Origin of the sequence: Micromonospora sp. B006 (assembly GCF_003408515.1) — a bacterium.
In the GTDB taxonomy this organism is placed as follows: domain Bacteria; phylum Actinomycetota; class Actinomycetes; order Mycobacteriales; family Micromonosporaceae; genus Micromonospora; species Micromonospora echinospora_A.
Genome location: NZ_CP030865.1, coordinates 5,035,683 through 5,055,993, shown reverse-complemented (window position 1 = coordinate 5,055,993; position 20,311 = coordinate 5,035,683). Strand labels below are relative to the sequence as shown.

The following is a 20,311-nucleotide window of genomic DNA, read 5'->3' as shown; positions in this document are numbered from 1 at the left end:
GCCGACCTGCGGCTCGTCGCGACTCGCGAGCGCCTGTCGGCATCCAACGGGCAGCAACGGACGAGGGGATGTGACGCGGGCCATAACGTGAGTAGCATTCGGCTCCATGACAGCTTCGGGCCTGCCCCGCCGGGTGCACCTCGGGTACGCGCTGGGTTCCCTGGTCACCGGCGCGTTCGGCACCGTACCCGGGCTGCTCCTGCTGCCGTACCTCACCGACACGCTCGGCGTCGCCGCCGGGCTGGCCGCGCTGCTGGTGCTGCTGCCGAAGGCGTGGGACGTGCTGGTCAACCCGGTCGCCGGGCGGATCTCCGACCGGACCCGTTCCCGCTGGGGCGCCCGCCGGCCGTACCTGCTCGTCGGCGGGCTGGCGCTCGCGGTGCTGTTCGCGTCGATCTTCGCCGCGCCGTTCGCGAGCGGTCCGGGCGCGGCCGCCTACGTGGCGCTGGCGTTCCTGGCCACCGCCACCGCGTTCGCGTTCTTCCAGGTGCCGTACGTGGCCATGCCGGCCGAGCTGACCGCCGACCCGGCGGAGCGTACCCGGATGATGACCTGGCGGATCGCGGTGCTGGCGCTGGCCATCCTGGTCTCCGGCGCGGTGGCCCCGGCGGTGGTGACCGCCGGCGGCGACGGCGTCCCAGGTCACCGGTGGATGGGCCTGTTCGTCGCCGCGCTCATCGTCGTCGGCACGGTCGGCGTCTTCCTCGGCACCCGGTCCGCGCCGTCGGGGACGGTGGGGGAGAGCGAGCCGAGCCTGCGCGCCCAGCTCGCTGTGGCCACCCGCAACCGGCCGTTCCGGGTGCTGCTGATCTGCTTCGTGATCCAGTCCGCCGGGGTGGCCACCGTGCTGGCCGGGGTGAAGTACTTCGCCGGCCAGGTGCTGCGCGAGCCGGACAGCGGCCCGACGCTGCTGTTCGCCTGCTTCGTCGCGCCCGCGCTGCTGGTCATGCCGCTGTGGTCGCGGGCCGGCGCCCGGCTGGGCAAGCGGGCGTCGCTGGTCGCCGCGTCGCTGATCTTCGCGGTGGGCGCGCTGGCCCTGGTCGCCGCGCCCGCGTTGCCCGCCGCCGCGGCGTACGCGGTGGTCGCGGTGATCGGCGTCGGGTACGCGGGCCAGCAGGTGTTCGCGCTGGCCATGCTGCCGGACTGCATCGCGTACGACACCGTGCGCACCGGGCGGCGGCAGGCCGGGGTGTTCACCGGGCTGTGGACCGCCGGGGAGACGTTCGGGCTGGCGCTGGGGCCGGGCATCTACGGGCTGGTGCTCCAGCTCTCCGGTTACGTCTCCTCGTCCACCGGTACCGCCGCCGTCCAGTCCGACACGGCACGCCTCGGCGTGCTGCTCGGCTTCACCGTGCTGCCCGCGCTGCTGGTGGCGATCCCGCTGGTGCTGCTGCGCGGCTACACCCTGACCCCGGCCCAGCTGACCGCCGCGCCTGAGACCACAGCGTCCGAGGTCGACGGCACCGCCCCGGTCACGCGCGTGAACACCGCACCGCCCGGCCCGTCCAGGAGAGGAACCACCCGATGACCGACACGGCAGGCGCCGGCGCGCTGCCCGCACAGGGGATGCCCGCGGCGGACGTACTCGACGAGATCCGCGCGCTGCGGGACGCCGACCGGCCCACGCACGGCGGGCGGCTGTTCGCGTACGTCTACGACCCGGGCGTGAGCGGCCTGGACGAGCTGGCGCAGGCCGCGTACGCGCAGAGCGCCCACGTCAACGGCCTCGACCCGACCGCGTTCCCGTCGCTGCTGGCGATGGAGAACGCGCTCGTCGGCGCCGCCGCCCGGCTGCTCGGTGGCGGTCCCGGCACCGGCGCGCCGGACGTGGTCGGCAGCGTCACCAGCGGCGGCACCGAGTCGCTGCTGCTCGCCGTCAAGGCGGCCCGGGACGCCCGCCCCGATCTGACCGAGCCACGGATCGTGGCGCCGGCCAGCGCGCACGCCGCGTTCGCCAAGGCGGCGCACTACCTGCGGGTCGCGCTGGACACGGTGCCGGTCGACCCGGTGACGCTGCGCCCGGACGTGGCAGCGGTGGCCGCCGCGATCCGCCCGGAGACCGTGCTGGTGGTCGCGTCCGCCCCGTCGTACGCGCACGGGGTGGTCGACCCGGTCGCGGAGATCGCCGCCGTCGCCGAGGCGGCCGGGGTGCGCTGCCACGTGGACGCCTGCTTCGGCGGTTGGACGCTGCCCTGGCTGCGCCGGCTCGGCGCGCCGGTGCCGCCGTTCGACTTCGCCGTGCCGGGGGTCACCTCGATCTCGGTGGACCTGCACAAGTACGCGTACGCGCCGAAGGGCGTCTCGGTGCTGTTGCACCGCGATCCGGCGCTGCGCGCCCCGCAGTTCTTCGCGTACGCCGACTGGCCCGGGTACACGATGGTCAACCCGGTGATCGCCTCGACCCGCTCCGGTGGGCCGATCGCCGCCGCGTACGCCACGCTGCGCCACCTCGGCGAGGACGGCTACCTGCGGCTGGCCGCCGCGACCCGGGACGCGGTCGCCGGGCTCGCCGACGCGATCCGGGCCACCCCGGGGCTGCGGCTGATGGCCGAGCCGGAGACCACTGTCGTCTGCTTCACCAGCGACGATCCCGGGCTCGACCTGTTCGTGCTGGTCGACGAGCTGACCGCGCGTGGCTGGCACACCCAGCCCCAGCTCACGTACGCCGATCTGCCGGCCAGCGTGCACCTCACGGTGACAGCGGCGGTGGCGCCCCGGGTGGCCGAGTTCGGCCCGGCGCTGGCCGAGGCGGTCGCGGCGGCCCGCGCCGCCGGGCCGGTCGTGCTGCCGCCGGAGCTGGTGGCGCTGGCCGGCAGCCTCACCCCGGAGGCGCTCACCCCGGACCTGGTGGCCGGGCTGGCCGACGGGCTCGGCCTGGCCGCCGGCGCCGGTGTGCCGGACCGGATGGCGGTGGTCAACACGCTGCTCGACGCCGCGCCGTCCCGGCTGCGGGAGCGGCTGCTCGCCGAGTTCGTCGGGTTGCTCCAACGCCCGGCCTGGTGACGCGGACGCGGCCCGCCCGGTCTCCGGGCGGGCCGCGCCGTCAGGTGTGTCAGCCGGCGGCGCTGATGCTGAACGTGGTGGTGTTGTCCGCCGGGTCGACGTCCCCGACCGGCTCGTTCACGTAGCGGGCCTCGACGGTGAACGCGCCGCTGCCCAGCGCGCCGGCCGGCGTTCCGGCCGAGGCCCGCAGGACGACGTCGAACGTGCGCTCCTCGCCGGGCATGAACCGGCCGCCCGGGACGTCGAACGAGTCCGGGAAGCTGGGCAGGTCCTGCGGGTCGGTGCTCCACACCTCGACCCCGGCGGGCAGGACCGCCCGCGCGGCGAGCCGGAACGGCGGCGGTCGTTCCGTCCGCCCGACAGTGATGACACCCGCGGCCCGGGGGACAGTTGCCCGGGTTCCCTGTCGTGGGTACGACACCGGAACGCTGTGGTTGACTGTCTGCTCGGGGTCCACGGACAGCGGGGAGGTCGGAGATGCAGCTGCCGGGCGTGCTCGGCGAGCCGATCCGGTTCGTGCTGAACTGGGGCCGCCGCTACTCGCTCTGGGTGTTCAACTTCGGCCTGGCCTGCTGCGCCATCGAGTTCATCGCGACCAGCATGGGCCGGCACGACTTCATGCGCCTCGGCGTGATCCCGTTCGCCCACGGTCCCCGGCAGGCCGACCTGATGGTGGTCAGCGGGACCGTCACCGACAAGATGGCCCCGGCCATCAAGCGGCTATACGACCAGATGCCCGAGCCGAAGTACGTGATCTCGTTCGGCGCCTGCTCCAACTGCGGCGGCCCGTACTGGGACTCCTACTCGGTGACCAAGGGCGTCGACCAGCTCATCCCGGTCGACGTCTACGTGCCCGGCTGCCCGCCCCGCCCGGAGGCGCTGCTGCACGGCATCCTGCGCCTGCAGGAGAAGATCGCCGCCGAGCAGTCCGGCGTCGGCGGCGTGCCCCGCCCCGACGCGCTCGCCTCCCCGGCGGACGTCACCCCCCGGCCGGTCGAGGCGCTGACCGCGCCACCGGTACGTCCGCCGCTCGGCTGAGCCGTCAGGTGGCGCCGCCGGTCTAGCCTGCGGCTCATGACCGACTTCGCGGAGAAGCGCTCCGCATTCATCATCGGCGTGCTGACCGAGGAGTTCGGCGCGTCCATGGCGATCGACCCGGCGGCGTTCCGCCGCAAGTTCCGCAAGATGGCGGCGTCACCGTTCGCGTTCTACCGGGGCAGCGCGGCGCTGTTCTACGCCGACCAGCGCGGCGACTTCGGCAGCGACCGGTTCCTCGACGAGCGGACCAGCCGGGTGTGGATCCACGGCGACCTGCACGCCGAGAACTTCGGCACCTACATGAACGCGTCCGGGCAGCTCGTGTTCAACGTCAACGACTTCGACGAGGCGTACGTCGGGCCGTTCACCTGGGACCTGAAGCGCCTCGCGGCGAGCGTGGCGCTGATCGGCTACGCCAAGGCCCTCTCCGACCGGGTGATCGGCGAGCTGGTCACCGGCTTCGCCCGGTCGTACCTGGCCGAGCTGCGGGCCATCGCGGCCGGCGGGGACGACGCGATCGGCTCGATCACGCTGGACAACGCCGACGGCGTGCTGCGCCGGGTGCTCCAGCAGGCGCGGCTGAACACCCGGGTGGACCTGCTCGCCGCGCAGACCACCGTCGACAACTACGAGCGCCGGTTCTCCCTCGGCGACGGCGTGCACGAGATCGACGCCGCGACCCGGGAGAAGGTCTGCGCCGCGTTCGCCGACTACCTGCACACGCTGCCGGAATCGACCACCCGGATGCGCCCGGTGGCCACCGGCATCAAGGACGTGGTGCTGCGTAAGGGCGTCGGCATCGGCTCGGCCGGGCTGCCGTCGTACAACCTGCTGCTGGAGGGGCACACCCAGGCGCTGGAGAACGACGTCGTCATCTACATGAAGCAGGCGCAGGTGCCGGCCGTGGCGCGGTACGTCGACGACGAGCGCGTCCGGTCGTACTTCCGGCACCAGGGGCACCGCACCGCCGAGTCGCAGCGCGCGTTGCAGGCGCACGCCGATCCGTGGCTGGGCTTCACCGAGCTGGACGGCGTCGGCCAGCTCGTCGCCGAGGTCTCCCCGTACGCGGCGGACCTCGACTGGGCCGACGTGAACGAGCCGGAGGAACTGGGCGGCGTGCTCGCCGACCTGGGCCGCGCGGTGGCCCGGATGCACTCGGTGGCCGACGACGAGTCCAGCCACGACCTGGTCGACTACTCCACCGAGGAGGCGATAGTCGCTGCCGTCGACGCCGACCCGGACGGGTTCGTCGGCTACCTGGTCGACTTCGCCCACCGGTACGGGATCCGGGCGCGCGAGGACCACCAGCTCTTCGTGGACCTGTTCCGCAACGGCCGGCTACCCGGCATCTGAGGGCGCGGGGCGCCGGCTGCGGCGCCCCGCCTCACTGCGTGAAGTCCAGCACCGCCTTGATGTCCTCGCCGGTGCGGGCGTACGCCTCCCGGTAGTTCAAGACCGGTACGCGGCGGGTGATCAGCGACGTCAGCCAGGACTGGTCCGCCTGGGCGAGCGCCTCGGCGGCCAGGTCCCAGTGCCGCCGGCCGGCGTTCACCGAACCGAACACCACGTTGTTCTCCAGCACCAGCTCCCGGTTGAGCGCCCCGGCGTCGAAGTTGATGGTCCGGCCGCCGCTGGACACGCCGGTCAGGCAGACGATCCCGGTGGGCGCGGCCTTGCACATGGCGTCCAGCACCACTGTGGGCGCGCCGGTGCACTCGATCACCACGTCCGGGCTCAGGTCCAGCTCGGTCACCGACGAGGTGTGGTACGTGGCGCCCAGCGCCCGGACCAGGTCCGGCTTCGGGCCTGAGGTGTTGCGGTCCAGCACGTGCACCGACAGCTCACGCTGGCTGCCGAGCAGCGCCGCGAGCAGACCGATCGGCCCCGCTCCGGTGATCAGCACGCTCTTCGGCTTCCACTCGGCGCGGAGCCCGATCCGCTCGATGTGGTCCCACGCCTTCGCCACCACGCTGGCCGGCTCCAGCAGCATGCCCACCGACGCGAGGGCCGGGTCCAGGCCGACAGCGAACTTGGGCTGCAGCCGCCAGCGCTCCCGGGCGAAACCGGGCAGCCCTTTGATGCCGTGCTCGGTGTACCGCCCGTTGCGGCACATGTCCCACTCGTCCACCGCGCAGTTCGCGCAGGGCACCGGATCGGGATGGCGGACCACGCCCGCCACCAGGTCGCCGGGTTGCAGCGTGCCGGTCGGATCCTCCAGCACGCGGCCCAGCGACTCGTGCCCGAGCACCAGCCGCTCCTGGCCCGGCGGCGCCTCGCCGTACTCGCCCGCGACGATCTCGTGATCGGTGCCGCAGACGCCCACCGCCAGCGCCTCCACCAGGATCGCGCCCTCCTCGGGCGCCGGCTCGGGCCAGTCGTCGACCAGCCGCAGCGAGTCCGGGACACCGGGGGTCACAGTCACAGCGCGCACGTACCTCATCTTTCCGCGCGCTCCCGCCGCCCGTCCGGCAAAGCGACGATCCCGCACGGGCGGCCCGACCCGGTCCGCAGCCGTCGGCCATAGGATCAGCGCATGACTCCGGAAGAGGTCGGCCGGCGGGTGGTCGAGCTGCTCGCGCCCGTGGCGGCCACCGCGTCGGTCTCCGGCGGCCAGGGGTACGCGCGCGCCACCGTCGACGTACCCCCGGCGAGCTGGGCGGACGCGGTGCGTGCGGCGCGCGACGACGCCGAGCTGGGTTTCGACTTCCTCGACTGGCTCTCCGCGGTGGACGAGCTGGCCGACGGCTTCGACGTGGTGCTGCACCTGTGGTCGGTCCGGGGCCGGCACGGGCTGCTGCTGCGCACCCGCGTCCCCCGCGACGCGCCCGTCGTCGCCTCGGTGGTCGACCTGTTCCCCGGCGCGGCCTGGCACGAGCGGGAGACCCACGAGATGTTCGGCATCGACTTCGCCGGCCACGGCGAGTTGCGGCCGCTGCTGCTGCCGCCGGAGTTCGAGGGGCACCCGCTGCGCAAGGAGTTCGTCCTCGCCTCCCGCGTCGCCAAGCCGTGGCCCGGCGCCAAGGAGCCGGGCGAGTCGGAGGCCGGCGGCGGACGACGGCCGGTGCGGCCGCCGGGCGTCCCGGCGCCGGGGGAGTGGGGCACCACGCCCACGCCGGCCGGTGCGGCGGGCGCCGGTGAGGGCCCTCGCGGGGGTACGCCGGCGCGCCCGGCCCGGGAGCGTCCGGCGCGGCCCGCACCGGGTGAGCGTCCGGCACGTGCTGCCCGTCCTTCGGCCGGTGAGGGCGCTGCCGGGTCCGATGCTGCTCCGGCGGTCGATGAGGCGGGTCCGCTCGGTCGGCCGCTGCCAGGGGAACTTCCGACCGGTCCGCCCCGGCAGCAGCCGGACCCCGACGCGGCGGGGGAGAGCTGATGCCGGACTGGTTGGAGCTGGTCCTGCGCGTGGCAGGCGTGCTCGTCGCGTTCCTCACGCTGCCGCTGATCGTCGGCCAGGCCGAGCACAAGGTGATGGCCCACATGCAGGGCCGGCTGGGCCCGATGTACGCGGGCGGCTTCCACGGCTGGGCGCAACTGGTGGCCGACGGCATCAAGTTCGTGCAGAAGGAGGACGTCACTCCGCGCGACGCGGACCGGCAGGTGTTCCGGCTGGCGCCCGCGGTGGCGCTGGTGCCGTACCTGCTGGTGCTGCTCGTGATTCCGCTCGGGCCGGGTGACCTGGTCGCCCAGCCGCTGGACATCGGCCTGTTCTTCGTGCTCGCCGTGGTGGGCGTCGGCGTGCTGGCCGTGCTCATGTCCGCGTGGGCGTCGGCCAACAAGTACAGCCTGCTCGGCGGGCTGCGCGGCGCGGCCCAGCTGCTCGGGTACGAGCTGCCGCTGGTGCTGGCCGCCGCTTCGGTGGCGATGGCGGCGGGCACGCTCAGCCTGTCGGGCATCGTGGAGGCGTGGGAGCCGTGGTGGCTGCTGTGGCAGGCGCCGGCCATGGTGATCTTCTTCGTGGCGGGGCTGGCCGAGATCCGCCGCCCGCCGTTCGACATGCCGGTGGCCGACTCCGAGCTGGTCTTCGGCTACATGACCGAGTACACCGGCCTGCGGTTCGCGTTCTTCCTGCTCGCCGAGTACGTCGGCATCGTGGTGATCGCGGCGCTGACCACTGTGCTGTTCCTCGGCGGCTGGCAGGGCCCGTTCGCCGACGCGCAGCTCGGCTGGCTGTGGACGCTGCTGAAGGTGTTCGCCGTCGCCTTCGTGATCATCTGGCTGCGGGTGAGCTACCCGAGGCTGCGCGAGGACCAGCTCCAGCGCCTCTGCTGGCTGGTCCTGGTCCCCCTGGCCCTGGCCCAGCTCGTCCTGACCGCCGCAGTCCGCCTGGCCCTGTAACCCCCCCGCCCCCCCCCGCCCGCCCCCTCTCCCCGCTGATCTTGCACTTTCTGCCCCGGCAAAAGGGGCAAGACGCCCAGGTTCCGGGCCCAAAGTGCAAGATCGGCGGCGGGGCGGGGCGGGGTGGCGCGGCGGGGAGGGAGGGGGTCAGCGCAAGGGGGTGTGGGCCGGGTCTACGCGCTCGGACTCGGGTGGGGGCGGGGGTGGGGTGCCGTCGCCGAAGGGGCGGCCGCCCAACTCCTCCCGGCCGTGCGGGGTGAGCCAGTTGCCTAGGTCGGGGCCGAGCGGCACGATCCCCGTCGGGTTGATGTCCAGGTGGACCTCGTAGTAGTGCCGCTTGATGTGGTCGAAGTCGATGGTGTCGCCGAACCCGGGCGTGGTGAACAGGTCCCGCGCGTACGCCCACAGCACCGGCATCTCGCTGAGCTTCTGCCTGTTGCACTTGAAGTGCCCGTGGTAGACCGGGTCGAAGCGGACGAGCGTGGTGAACAGCCGTACGTCCGCCTCGGTGATCGTGTCGCCGACCAGGTACCGCTGCCCGGCCAACCGGTCGCTCAGCCAGTCCAGCCGGTCGAAGAGCCGGTGGTACGCCTTGTCGTACGCCTCCTGGCTGCCGGCGAAGCCGCACCGGTAGACGCCGTTGTTGACGTCGGCGAAGACGACAGCGTTCACCTCGTCGATCTCGGCGCGCAGCGGCTCCGGGTAGAGGTCCGGCGCGCCGGGCCGCTGGTGTTCCGTCCACTCGGTCGTGAGGTCGAGGCTCATCTGGGCGTAGTCGTTCGTCACGACCTGCCCGGTGGGCACGTCGACGAGCGCCGGGACGGTGATGCCGCGCTCGTAGCCGGGGAAGCGGGCGAAGTAGGCGTCGGCGAGCCGCTCGATGCCGAGTACCGGGTCCTTGCCGTCCGGGTCCAGGTCGAACGTCCAGCTGCGCTTGTCGTGGGTGGGCCCGGCCACTGCCATCGAGATGGCGTCCTCCAGCCCGAGCAGGCGCCGGACGATGATCAGCCGGTTCGCCCAGGGGCAGGCCCGGCTGACCGCCAGCCGGTACCGGCCCGGCTCCACCGGCCAGCCGTCCCGCCCGTCGGCGGTGATCCGGGTGGCGATGTAGCGCTGGTCACGGGTGAACTCGCCACCCGGTTCCACGTACTTGCCGCCGGTTCGGTCCAGGACCTCGTCGTCGCTGCCGCCCACGCCCACCTCCGAGTTCGCTTTTCGCTCCCATCATGGTCGCTCCGGCGGCTCCCGGCAGGTCGAGCGCGTCACAAAGAGGCATAGGCTGCCCGCCGTGACCGATGTGGAGACGGCGGCCCGGCGTTTCGTCGCCGACGTGTGGAACGCCGGGCGCGAGGAGAGCGCGTACGAGCTGGTGGCGGCGGAGTGCCCGGGCCTGGGCGGCACCGGCCCGGCGGCGATGCTGGCCTGGCACCGGGACCGGCGGGCGTCGTTCCCCGACCTGCGTTACAAGATCGTCGACGTGGTGGCGACCGGTACGCGGGTGGCGGTGCGGTGGCGGGCCGCCGGCACCCAGGCGGGCCAGTTCGGTCCGGTGCCGCCGACCGGCCGGGTGGTCAGCTACTCGGGCGCGACGTTCCTGCGCTTCGACGACGGCGGGCGGATCGTGGACGTGTGGAGCGTCAACGAGCTGTTCCAGGTGCTCCAGCAGCTCGGCGTGGAGATGCTGCCCCCACTCACGCCCGGCGAGGCGTGATCCGGCCGCACGCCCGGGCCAAAGCGCCGGGTGGTGGTCGCGCGAGCCCGGGCCACAGGGCAGGATGGGCGGCATGAGCGAGCACGGTGGAGTGCCCGGCGGGGGTCTGGTCAAGGGCCTGGCGGTCACGTTGAAGACGATGACCCGCCGCTCGACCACCCAGCAGTACCCGGATGTGGCGCCCGAGCTGCCGCCCCGCTCCCGTGGCGTGATCGCGCTGCTGGAGGAGAACTGCACCGTCTGCATGCTCTGCGCCCGCGAGTGCCCGGACTGGTGCATCTACATCGACTCGCACAAGGAGGAGGTGGCGGTGCCCGGCGCCGCCCGTCCCCGCCAGCGCAACGTGCTCGACAAGTTCGACATCGACTTCTCGCTCTGCATGTACTGCGGCATCTGCGTCGAGGTCTGCCCGTTCGACGCGCTCTACTGGTCGCCGGAGTTCGAGTACGCCGAGTACGACATCAAGGACCTGCTGCACGACAAGGACCACCTGGGCGAGTGGATGGCCACCGTCCCGCCGCCGCCGGCCCACGACCCGCTCGGCGACCCCTCCAAGGAGGAGACCACCGCCGCCCGGAAGGCGGCGGGTCCGTCGGCCCGTCCGGCTCCTTCCCGGGTACGCCCCGACGCCGCCACCGATCCGGGCGGAGGCGCTGCCTCATGACCGGTGCGGACGTGCTGCTGCTGGCGCTGGGCGCGGTGGCGGTGGGCGCCGGTGCGCTGGTGGTCGCCACCCGGCACCTGGTCCGGGCCGGGTTGTGGCTGGTGGTCTGCCTGGGCGCGCTGGCCGGTGACTACCTGGTGCTGACCGCCGAGCTGGTGGCCTGGGTGCAGGTGCTCATCTACGTCGGCGCGGTGGTGGTGCTGCTGTTGTTCGCGGTGATGCTGACCCGCGCCCCGATCGGCCCGTCGGACGACCTGGACCGGCCCGGTTGGGCCGCCGCGCTGGTCGGCGGCGGCAGCGGACTCGGCCTGGCGGTGCTGCTCATCGACGCGTTCCGCTGGTCCCGGGTGGACCTGCCCGCCGCGGGCACCGCCGAGCGCATCGGCGAGCAGGTGTTCCGCTCCTGGGTGCTGCCGTTCGAGGTGCTGTCGGTGCTGCTGCTGGCCGCGCTGGTCGGCGCGATCGTGCTCTCCCGCCCCGACATCGGCAGCCGATCCGCCGACGCCGCGCAGCCCGCCGACGAGGGCGGCCGCCCGTGAGGCCGGTCATCCCGTACGTCACCGCCGCGCTGCTGTTCGGCCTCGGTGTGTACGGCGTGCTGCGCCGCCGCAACGCCGTCCTGGTGCTGATGGCGGTGGAGTTGATGCTGAACGCGGTGAACCTGGTGCTGGTCACCGCCGACACCACTGTCAAGGCCGCGCTGCCGCACTCCGGCCAGGTGTTCGCGCTGTTCGTGATCGTGCTCGCCGCCGCCGAGATCGGTGTCGGACTGGCCATCGTGCTCCAGCTCTACCGGCTGCGTGCCAGCGTCACAGTCGACGACGTGCCGCTGGCCGAGCCGGCGCCCATGGTCGCGGCGGCCCCGACGTCCGGGCGGCCGGATGCGGAAGGAGCGGTCCGGTGAGCACGGCGACGCTGTGGCTCGCGGCGGTGCTGCCGGCCGCGCCGCTCGTCGCCGGGCTGCTCGGCCTGCTGCTGCCGCCCGCTCCGCACCGGGACCGGGCCTCGGCCCGGCGGCTGGCGGTCGCGCTGGGCGTGGCCGGGGCAGCCGTGTCGCTGCTGGCCGCGCTGGCGCTGCTGGTCCGTGTGGACGCCCCGGTCGAGGCGTCCACCACCTGGGTCGACCTGGGCGGGCTGCGGGTCACGCTGGGCCTGCGGCTGGACGGCGTGGCGGTGCTCGTCGCGACGGCGGTTGCCGCTGTGGCGCTGGCCGTGCAGGTCTACTCGATCGGCTACCTGCGCCGGGGCCCGCACGACGACGTGGACGTCGACCACCGCTACCCGCCGTACGCGGCTCAGCTCAGCCTCTTCACCGCCGCCATGCTCACTGTGGTGGTGTCCGGTGACCTGATCATGCTGCTGGTCGGCTGGGAGGTGATGGGCATCTGCTCGTACCTGCTCATCGCCCACGACCGGCGGCTGCCCGAGGCGCCCGGCGCGGCGGTGAAGGCGTTCCTGGTCACCCGCGTGGGTGACGTCGGGTTCCTGCTCGGCATCGCGCTGCTCGGCGTGGGCGCGGGCAGCTTCCGGATCGCCGACGTGCTGGCCCACGACTACGGCGCCGGCACGCTCACCGCCGCCTGCCTGCTGCTGCTCGCCGGGGTGGCCGGCAAGAGCGCCCAGTTCCCGCTGCACACCTGGCTGCCGGACGCGATGGCCGGTCCCACGCCGGTCTCCGCGCTGATCCACGCGGCCACCATGGTGGCGGCCGGCGTGTACGCGGTGGCCCGGCTGTTCCCGCTGTTCGAGCGAGCCCCGGCCGCGCTCGCCGTGCTGGGCGTGATGGCCGCGATCACGATGCTGCTCGGCGCGTTCGCCGCCACCGCCCAGGACGACATCAAGCGCGTGCTCGCCTGGTCCACGGTCTCCCAGATCGGCTACATGACCGGCGCGCTGGCTGTGGGCGCACCTGCCGCCGCGCTGTTCCACCTGCTCACCCACGCCGCGTTCAAGGCGCTGCTGTTCCTCGCCGCCGGTGCGGTGATCCACGCCGTCGGCACCACGCTGATGTCCCGGATGGGCGGCCTGCGTACCGGCATGCCGGTGACGTTCTGGTGCATGGTGGTCGGCCTGGGCGCGCTCGCCGGCGTACCCCCGCTCTCCGGTTTCTGGAGCAAGGACGGCGTGCTCGCAGCCGCGGAGGCGGCCGCGCTCGACGGCGCGGGGCCGACAGCGGCCTGGGTGGGCTGGCTGGTCTGGCTGGCGGGGCTGGTCGGCGTTGCGGTGACCGCCTGGTACGCGACCCGGCTGCTGCTGCGCACGTTCCTCGGCGCGACCCGCACGCCGCTGCTGCGGCCGCACGACCCGCCGGGCCTGCTGCGCTGGCCGGTGCTGCTGCTCACGGTCCCGGCCGCGCTGCTCGGCCTGGCCGCGTTCGCGCCCTGGTTCGCCGACCGCCTGCGCGTGCCGGGCGACGACACCGGCGAGGCGGTCGAGCTGGTGCACCTGGCGCCGAACCTGATCCTGCCGTTCCTGCTGCTGCTCGTCGGCGCGGGCGTCGCCTGGGCGGGCTGGCGCCGCGACCCGGCCGCCGACCCGGCCCGCTTCCTGGGTCCGCTGCGGCCGGTCTTTGTCCGGGCGTTCCGGCTCGACGACGTGCAGCACACCCTGGTCGTACGCCCGGCCGGCGCGCTCGCGCGGGTCGTGCGTACCGGTGACGAGCTGGGCGTGGACGGGCTGGTCGAGGGCGGCGGCCGGGCGGCGGTCGAGGTGGGCGGCGGGCTGGCCGCGCTGCACCGGGCGGCGCTGCCGCGCGCGGCGGCCGGGGTGCTGGCAGGCGCGCTGCTGATCGGCCTCGCGGTCGCCCTGATCGGAGTGACCTCATGACGTTCGGGCAGGTCCTGCTGGTCGCCGTCGTAGCGCTCCCGGCGCTCGGCGCACTGGCCACAGCGGTGGTGCCGGGCGACCGGGCCGGGCGGGTGGTCGGCACCGCCGCCGCCGCGTTGACGCTGCTGGCGACGCTGCCGCTCGTCGGCGGCGACCACGGCTGGTTCGGGTACGGGCCGCGTCCGGCGGTGCAGCCCTGGCACCAGGTCGACCTGCAGTGGGTGCCCGGGCTCGACCTGCGCTTCCACCTCGGGGTGGACGGCATCTCCTGGCCGCTGGTGGTGCTGACCGCGCTGCTCACGCTGCTGTGCTGCGCGTACACGCTGTGGCGGGTGCCGCCCGGCGGCGGCAGCGGGCGCGCGCTGGTGGCGTTGCTGCTGGTGGTCGAGGTCGGCATCCTCGGCACGTTCCTCGCGCTCGACCTGGTGTTGTTCTTCCTGTTCTTCGAGGTCGTCCTGCTGCCGATGTACGCGGTGATCGCCGGCTGGGGCGGCGCGGACCGTCGCCGGGCGGCCCGCAAGTTCGCGCTCTACACGCTGTTCGGCTCGGTGCTGCTGCTGGTCGGCGTCTACGTGGTGGTGGCCGCCGCGGGCACCGCCGACCTGGTCGCGCTCACCGGCGGCGCCGGGCTGTCCCGGGGCACGCAGCTCGCCGCGTTCACGCTGCTCGCGCTGGCGTTCGCGGTCAAGAGCCCGCTCTGGCCGCTGCACTCGTGGCTGCCCGACGCGCACACCCAGGCACCAACCGTCGGCAGCGTGATCCTCGCCGGGGTGCTGCTCAAGATGGGCACGTACGGCATGATCCGGGTCGCCGTGGGGGTGGCCCCGGAGGGCGCCCGCTGGGCCGCGCCGGTGCTCGGCGTGCTCGCCGTCGCCGCGATTCTGATCGGTGGCCTGGTCTGCCTGGCGCAGGACGACCTGAAGCGGCTCATCGCGTACTCCAGCGTCGGGCACATGGGCTTCGTGCTGCTCGGGATCGCCACGCTCACCGCCACCGGGCTCCAGGCCGCGCTGATCGGCAACATCGCCCACGGCGTCATCACCGCCCTGCTGTTCTTCCTGGCCGGCGCCGTCAAGGACCGCGCGCACACCGGCTCGCTGGCCGAGTTGTCCGGGCTGCGGGAGACCGCGCCCCGGCTGGCCGGGCTGCTCGGCTTCGCGGCCGTCGCCTCGCTGGGGCTGCCCGGCCTGGCCGGGTTCTGGGGTGAGGCGTTCGCCGTGGTGGCCGCCGTGCAGCGGGGCGGCCCACTCTGGCTGACGCTCGCCGTGCTGGCCGCGCTGGGCGGGGCGCTCACCGCCGCGTACTTCCTGCGGCTGCTGCGCCGGGTTTCGCACGGGCGGCCCAGCCCGGCGGTGGCCGGTCTCGCACCCGGCGTGGCCGGCGCGGAACTGACCGCGTGGGCGCCGCTGGTGCTGCTCGCGCTCGCGGTCGGCCTGGCCCCGGCGCTGGTCCTGTCCTACGCCTCCGGCCCGGTGGAGGCGCTGCTGGGGGTCGTCCCATGAGCCTGGTGCAGCCTGTCGACAACCTGGCGATGCTGCCCGCGTACCTGGCCGCCGGCACGGCCGTGCTGGTGCTGCTGTTCGACCTGCTGGTGGCCCGGCCCGCCGTCACGGTCGCCGTGGCGGCGCTCGGCGCGGCCGGCACCGCGGCCGGCGCGGCACTGGTCGGGGCGGCCGGTGAGCGGCGCACGTTCTGCGTCGGCGACGACTGCTCGTGGGTGTGGAACGGCCGGGCCGCACTGGTCGGGGCCGTGATCGCCCTGCTCACGCTCGGTGTGCTGGCGCTGTCCGGCCCGCTGCTGCGCGCCGGGCGCACCCCGGTCGGCGAGTACTGCTTCCTGCTCGCCTGCGCGATGACCGGTGGCGTGGTGCTCGGCGCGGCAGGTGACCTGATCACGCTGATCGTGGCGCTGGAGACGCTGACGCTCCCGCTGTACGTGCTGGTCGGCCTGCGCCGGGGCAGCCTCGCCGGCGCCGAGGCGGCGGTGACGTTCTTCGTGGTGAGCGTGGTCGCCACCACTGTGACGCTGCTCGGCGCGGCGCTGCTCTACGCGGTCGCCGGCACGCTGCACCTGGACCGGCTCGGCGCCACACTGGCCGCTCGCGACGACCTGACCGACCTGCCGCTGACCGGCGTCGCGGTGGCGCTCGTGGTGGCCGGGCTGGCGTTCAAGGTCGCCGCGGTGCCGTTCCACGCGTGGGCCCCCGCCACGTACGACGGCGCGCCGCTGCCGGTGGCCGCGTACCTGTCGACCGCCTCGAAGCTCGGTGGCGTGGTGGCGCTGCTGGCGGTGGTGCAGCGCGCGCTGCCGGGCGACATGACCGGCCCGGTGCTGGCGGCGCTGGCGGTGCTGACCATGACCGTCGGCAACCTGGTGGCGCTGCGCCAGCGGCGTACCGTGCGGTTGCTGGCCTGGTCGTCGGTGGCCCAGGCGGGGTACATCCTGGCCCCGCTGGGCGCGCTGGCGCTGGCCGCTGGGCGCACCGGCGACGCGCGGGCGGCAACGTACGCGGCAGCAGTCGCGTACGCGATCTTCTTCGTGCTGCTGGAGCTGGCGGCGTTCGCCGCTGTGGTGGCGTTGCGCCCGGCGGACGGCGACGGCGGCACGCTGGCCGACCTGCGCGGAGCGGCGCGGCGGCACCCGTGGGTGGGCGGCGCGTTCGCGCTGGCGCTGATCGGGCTGGCCGGCCTGCCCCCGGGCCTGGCCGGGCTGTTCGCCAAGGTGACAGTGGTACGCGCGCTGCTGGCCGGGCACGCGGGTTGGCTGGCGCTGGTGGTGGCGCTGAACGCGGTGATCGGCCTGGCGTACTACCTGCGGCTCACCGCCTCGCTCTACGCGACGCCTGCGGGCGCGGCGGCGGTCCGCCCCGCGCGGACCGTGGCGCTGGCGCTCGGCCTGGCCACCGTGGCGGCGGTAGTGATCGGTTTCGCACCGCAGCTGGTGCTGGACGTGGCGGCGCGCTGACCGGTTCGTGCCCTGGTGGGCGACCGCTTCAGCGTGTGCACAGCAACATCCAGCCAACTTTCAGCCATGAGCCGGATGGTTGACGGGTACCGGTGTGTTGAACCGGTCAGCGGGCCTCCCGCAAGAGCCCGTGCACCGAAGGAGAGATCGTGCATCACAACCGTCTCAAGACCGCAGCGCTGCTCGGCCTGTTGACCTCGCTGATCCTCGCGATCGGCTACTGGTTCGGCGGTAGCGGCGGTCTCGTCATCGCCGTCGTCATCTCGTTGCTGATGAACGGCGTCACCTACTTCTTCTCCGACAAGCTCGCACTGCGCTCGATGAAGGCGCAACCGGTCACCGAGGCACAGTTCCCCGAGCTGTACCAGATGGTCCGGGAGCTCTCCACGCTCGCCGGCAAGCCGATGCCCCGCCTCTACGTGAGCCCGACCTCGCAGCCCAACGCGTTCGCCACCGGCCGCAACCCGGAGAACGCGGCGGTCTGCGTCACCCAGGGCATCGTGGAGGTCCTGGACTACCGGGAGCTGCGTGGCGTGATCGGCCACGAGCTGTCGCACGTCTACAACCGGGACATCCTCATCTCCAGCGTGGCGGCCGGCCTGGCCGGCATCATCACGATGCTGGCGAATCTCGCCTGGTTCATCCCGTTGGGCTCGTCCGACGACGAGGACGGCCCGAACCCGGCCGTGCTGCTGCTCACGCTGATCCTCGGCCCGATCGCCGCCACGGTGCTCCAGCTCGCGATCAGCCGGAGCCGGGAGTACCAGGCCGACCAGTCCGGCGCCGAACTGAGCCGCGACCCGCTGGCCCTGGCCAGCGCCCTCCGCAAGATCCACATGGGTACGCAGGCGCGCCCGCTGGCGCCGCAGGGCCAGCTCGCCAGCACCGCGCACCTGATGATCGACAACCCGTTCAAGCGGGGCGGCGGCATCGCCGCGATGTTCGCCACCCACCCGCCGATGGAGCAGCGGGTGGCCCGCCTGGAGCAGATGGCCCGCAACTCCGGGCCGGTGCAGTTCCAGCGCTGACCCGCAAGTACTCCCCACCGCGCCCGCGTCCCACGACGCGGGCGCGGTGGTGTGTCCGGGCACAATGCGTTTCCCCCGATAAGGCCGCGCCGTTAGGGTCGAAACGTCTCCCACTCATTACTCCGCTGGAGGTCGACCGTGGCCGCACTGCGCCAGTACCAGGGCGTCTGGCGGATCCCCGGCGCGCCGATGCTGCTGGTCCTCGGCATCATCGGCCGGCTCGGGATCGGCATGACCCCGCTGGCGCTGCTGCTCGTCGTCGAGCAGGTCACCGGCCGGTACTCCCTCGCCGCCGTCGCCGGCGGCATCTACGCGCTCTCCGGCGCCGCGCTCAGCCCGGTCGCCGGCCGGATCGCCGACCGGGTCGGCCCCGCCCCCGTGCTGCTGGCCACCGCGCTCGCCCACCCGCTCGCCCTGATCGGGCTGCTCGTCGCCACCCGCTCCGACACCGGCAACCTCGCGCTGATCTACCTGGGGGCGGGCCTGGCCGGCGCCACGTACCCGCCGCTCACCGCCGCGATCCGGGGCGCCTGGAACGACCTCACCGCCCCCGCCACCGGCCGGGCCCACCTGCGCAACACCGCGCTCGCCGCCGAGACCACCCTCTTCGAGGTCGTCTTCGTGATCGGCCCGCTGCTGGTGGCCGGCTTCGTGCTGTTCGCCGACGCCTCCGCCGCGCTCGTCGGCGCCGCAGTGGTCACCCTGGTCGGCACCGGCGCCGTCGCGTTCGGCCAGGTCATGCGGGGCTGGCGCCCGCACTCGCGCGAGCATCACGCCCGGGGCCTCGGCCCGCTGCGGATCGGCGGCTTCCCCGCGCTGCTGCTCTGCGTCGCCAGCCTCGGCATCGCGTTCGGCGCCTCCGGCGTCATCGTCCCGGCCTTCGCCGGGAACTCCGGCGCCGACGACCCGGAGAGCCTCGCCGGCGTGCTGCTCGCCGTCTGGGGCATCGGCAGCGCCATCGGTGGTTTCTGGTTCGGCGTACGCAAGCCCGCCGCCAACATGACCCGCCAGTTCGCCTGGCTGCTCGGCGCCGTGGCGGCCAGCTTCGCCGTCTTCGCGGTGATGCCCGGCCCGGCCGCGCTCGGCGTCGCGCTGGTGCTCGGCGGCGCCGCCATCGCCCCCGCGCTCACCCTGGAGAACACACTGGTCGGGCGGATCACCCCGGCCGGCATGCTGAACGAGGCGTACACCTGGGTCGTCACCATGTCGGTCGCGGCGAGCGCCGCCGGCGGCTCGATCGCCGGACTGATCATCGACCACGCCGGCGGCGTGTCCTGGGCGTTCATCTTCGCCGGGGTGGCGGTCGCCGTCGGGGCCGCGGTCGCCGCGCTGCCCGCCGGCCCGATCGCCCGGGCGGAAGCCACAGCGGTACGCACCGAGCAGTCACTGGCCGCCTGACCGGTGGCGTCCGGGTGCGCCGGCCGGCGGCCCGGTCCCCGCCCGGCGCCTCCCCGACCGGGGCGCCCGGCCACGAGCAGGCCCAGCACGAGGATCGCCACCGCGCACGTCAGCAGAGTGGGTCGCGCCCCGAGCAACGCGGTCGCCGGACCGCCGAGCATGGTGCCCAGCGGCACCGACAGCACCAGGAGAGCCCCGTTCGCCGCCAGTACGCGAGGCAGGTCGGCGGCGCCGGCCCGACGCTGGAACAACGCCGTCGCGGTCGGCTGGTAGGGGGCCCAGACCAGCCCGGCGAGCGCGAACGCGGGCAGTGACAGCACCACCGGTGCGCCCAGGCCGAGCGGCAGCAGCGCGGTGCCGAACAACGCCACGATGCCGGCGAGCGTGGTCCGCGGCGGCCACCCTCGCAGGTGCCCGGTGAGCAGCCCGCCGAGCAGCGAGCCGACGCCGAACGCGGTGTAGTAGGCAGCGAGCGTCGCGGCGGAGGCGTGCAGGTCGTCGGTGACGTGCACCGGCATGGCCACATAGAACGGGCCGAAGAGGAAGAAGAACGCGAAGGACAGCGACAGCAGCCCGAGCAGCGACCGGTCTCGCGCGATGATCCGGAACCCGGATGCTGGCCGGTCTGCGCGGCCGCCCGTGCCCGCGTTGCTCGCGTGGTTGCCTGCGCCCGCGTTGCTTGCGTGGCGCTCTGTGCTCGCGTGGCGGGTGGTCGGGGCGACGAGGCGGTAGCTGACGGCCAGCACGGCGAAGCTGACGGCGTCGATCGCGATCACCCACACCGGGCCCACCCCGGCGATGAGTAGACCGGCCAGCGGCGGACCCACGATCGTCGCCGCCTGACCGAACACTCCGAGCAGCGCGTTCGCGGCCAGGTGGTGCCGCTGCGGCAGCAGCTCCGCCACGAGCGTGAAGCGACCGGCCGACCCCCACGGGTGCAGCAGCGAGGAGACCGCGAGCAGAGCGACGTACAGACCGGCGTCCAGCACCCCGGCGAGGTGTGCGGCCGGGATCGCGCCCAGCGCTGCCGCCCGTACCGTGGCGTCCCAGCCGGCGAGCTGAGCCCCGCTCCGCCCGCCCAGCCAGCGACCGAGCAGCACCGCACCGGCCGCCCCCGGCAGCGTGTACGCCGCCACCGCGAACGCGGTCCAGGTGCCGCGCTGCCCCTCCGGGGCGAGTTGCAGTGCCAACCACGTCACCGCGACCAGGGCCAGCCCGTCACCGAGCGCGGAAGTCGCGAGACCTGGCAGCAGCCGGCGCAGCACGGGATGGCCGAGCACCGGCCGGTAGGGGAGGAGCAGCACGGGGGTCATGGCTACACCCGACCCCACGCCCGCCCTCCGGAA

At 74.0% G+C, this 20,311-nt stretch carries 18 protein-coding genes and 1 pseudogene; 15 read left to right on the top strand and 4 right to left on the bottom strand.

Annotation, left to right across the window (positions count from 1 at the left end; all coding sequences use genetic code 11):
- Window positions 1-106: 106 nt before the first annotated feature.
- Both MicB006_RS22750 and MicB006_RS22745 read left to right on the top strand, forming a co-directional pair.
- Window positions 107-1,528, top strand: coding sequence for an MFS transporter (locus MicB006_RS22750; protein ID WP_116508760.1), 1,422 nt, complete (start codon window positions 107-109; stop codon window positions 1,526-1,528).
- On the top strand, window positions 1,525-3,003 hold the full coding sequence (locus MicB006_RS22745) for an aminotransferase class V-fold PLP-dependent enzyme (protein WP_116508758.1): 1,479 nt from the start codon (window positions 1,525-1,527) through the stop codon (window positions 3,001-3,003). The genes MicB006_RS22750 and MicB006_RS22745 overlap by 4 nt, the downstream gene beginning before the upstream one ends.
- A 49-nt stretch (window positions 3,004-3,052) precedes the next feature.
- On the opposite strand, the gene MicB006_RS22740 is transcribed toward MicB006_RS22745, so the two are convergent.
- Window positions 3,053-3,424: a hypothetical protein gene (locus MicB006_RS22740; protein ID WP_152037867.1), complete on the bottom strand. Its 372-nt coding sequence runs from the start codon at window positions 3,422-3,424 to the stop codon at window positions 3,053-3,055.
- A gap of 56 nt (window positions 3,425-3,480) precedes the next feature.
- Here MicB006_RS22740 and MicB006_RS22735 point away from each other — a divergent pair, with 56 nt between their 5' ends.
- Window positions 3,481-4,041 (top strand): NADH-quinone oxidoreductase subunit B, encoded by a 561-nt coding sequence (locus tag MicB006_RS22735; RefSeq protein WP_073828982.1) that lies wholly within the window; start codon window positions 3,481-3,483, stop codon window positions 4,039-4,041.
- A 36-nt stretch (window positions 4,042-4,077) separates the two neighbouring features.
- Window positions 4,078-5,394, top strand: coding sequence for a DUF2252 domain-containing protein (locus tag MicB006_RS22730; protein WP_116508754.1), 1,317 nt, complete (start codon window positions 4,078-4,080; stop codon window positions 5,392-5,394).
- Between the two features lie 31 nt (window positions 5,395-5,425).
- Here MicB006_RS22730 and MicB006_RS22725 read toward each other — a convergent pair whose 3' ends face one another.
- Entirely contained in the window at window positions 5,426-6,472 is a 1,047-nt protein-coding gene (locus tag MicB006_RS22725) for a glucose 1-dehydrogenase (RefSeq protein ID WP_192900124.1), read from the bottom strand.
- Window positions 6,473-6,574: 102 nt separating this feature from the next.
- Between MicB006_RS22725 and MicB006_RS22720 the strand changes: the two genes are divergently transcribed.
- Both MicB006_RS22720 and nuoH read left to right on the top strand, forming a co-directional pair.
- Window positions 6,575-7,411, top strand: a complete 837-nt coding sequence (locus MicB006_RS22720) for an NADH-quinone oxidoreductase subunit C (protein ID WP_116508750.1) — start codon at window positions 6,575-6,577, stop codon at window positions 7,409-7,411.
- Complete coding sequence (gene nuoH / locus MicB006_RS22715; RefSeq protein WP_116508749.1) at window positions 7,411-8,373, top strand: NADH-quinone oxidoreductase subunit NuoH; 963 nt, start codon at window positions 7,411-7,413, stop codon at window positions 8,371-8,373. The genes MicB006_RS22720 and nuoH overlap by 1 nt, the downstream gene beginning before the upstream one ends.
- Before the next feature lie 147 nt (window positions 8,374-8,520).
- On the opposite strand, the gene MicB006_RS22710 is transcribed toward nuoH, so the two are convergent.
- Window positions 8,521-9,567, bottom strand: coding sequence for a glutathione S-transferase family protein (locus MicB006_RS22710; RefSeq protein WP_370013362.1), 1,047 nt, complete (start codon window positions 9,565-9,567; stop codon window positions 8,521-8,523).
- Between the two features lie 94 nt (window positions 9,568-9,661).
- Between MicB006_RS22710 and MicB006_RS22705 the strand changes: the two genes are divergently transcribed.
- The 9 genes from MicB006_RS22705 (at window position 9,662) to MicB006_RS22665 (ending at window position 18,965) form a co-directional block, all read left to right on the top strand.
- Window positions 9,662-10,084: an ester cyclase gene (locus MicB006_RS22705; protein ID WP_116508745.1), complete on the top strand. Its 423-nt coding sequence runs from the start codon at window positions 9,662-9,664 to the stop codon at window positions 10,082-10,084.
- Window positions 10,085-10,157: 73 nt separating this feature from the next.
- Window positions 10,158-10,748, top strand: coding sequence for an NADH-quinone oxidoreductase subunit I (locus tag MicB006_RS22700; RefSeq protein WP_116508743.1), 591 nt, complete (start codon window positions 10,158-10,160; stop codon window positions 10,746-10,748).
- Window positions 10,745-11,287: an NADH-quinone oxidoreductase subunit J gene (locus MicB006_RS22695; RefSeq protein ID WP_116508741.1), complete on the top strand. Its 543-nt coding sequence runs from the start codon at window positions 10,745-10,747 to the stop codon at window positions 11,285-11,287. The genes MicB006_RS22700 and MicB006_RS22695 overlap by 4 nt, the downstream gene beginning before the upstream one ends.
- Entirely contained in the window at window positions 11,284-11,652 is a 369-nt protein-coding gene (nuoK, locus tag MicB006_RS22690) for an NADH-quinone oxidoreductase subunit NuoK (RefSeq protein ID WP_116508739.1), read from the top strand. Before MicB006_RS22695 ends, nuoK begins: the two co-directional genes overlap by 4 nt.
- The gene (locus tag MicB006_RS22685) at window positions 11,649-13,574 is read left to right on the top strand and encodes an NADH-quinone oxidoreductase subunit L (RefSeq protein ID WP_116508737.1); all 1,926 of its coding nucleotides are present in this window, start codon (window positions 11,649-11,651) and stop codon (window positions 13,572-13,574) included. Before nuoK ends, MicB006_RS22685 begins: the two co-directional genes overlap by 4 nt.
- Window positions 13,571-15,076, top strand: a complete 1,506-nt coding sequence (locus tag MicB006_RS22680) for a NuoM family protein (RefSeq protein ID WP_116508735.1) — start codon at window positions 13,571-13,573, stop codon at window positions 15,074-15,076. Before MicB006_RS22685 ends, MicB006_RS22680 begins: the two co-directional genes overlap by 4 nt.
- Window positions 15,073-16,539: an NADH-quinone oxidoreductase subunit N gene (locus MicB006_RS22675; RefSeq protein WP_116508733.1), complete on the top strand. Its 1,467-nt coding sequence runs from the start codon at window positions 15,073-15,075 to the stop codon at window positions 16,537-16,539. Before MicB006_RS22680 ends, MicB006_RS22675 begins: the two co-directional genes overlap by 4 nt.
- A gap of 149 nt (window positions 16,540-16,688) precedes the next feature.
- A complete protein-coding gene (gene htpX, locus MicB006_RS22670) occupies window positions 16,689-17,567 on the top strand; it encodes a zinc metalloprotease HtpX (RefSeq protein ID WP_116508731.1) in 879 nt (292 codons plus the stop codon).
- 138 nt (window positions 17,568-17,705) lie between these two features.
- Entirely contained in the window at window positions 17,706-18,965 is a 1,260-nt protein-coding gene (locus tag MicB006_RS22665) for an MFS transporter (protein WP_116508729.1), read from the top strand.
- 38 nt (window positions 18,966-19,003) lie between these two features.
- On the opposite strand, the pseudogene MicB006_RS22660 reads toward MicB006_RS22665, so the two are convergent.
- Window positions 19,004-20,278, bottom strand: a pseudogene (locus MicB006_RS22660) (MFS transporter); the annotation flags it as partial.
- Window positions 20,279-20,311 lie beyond the last annotated feature (33 nt).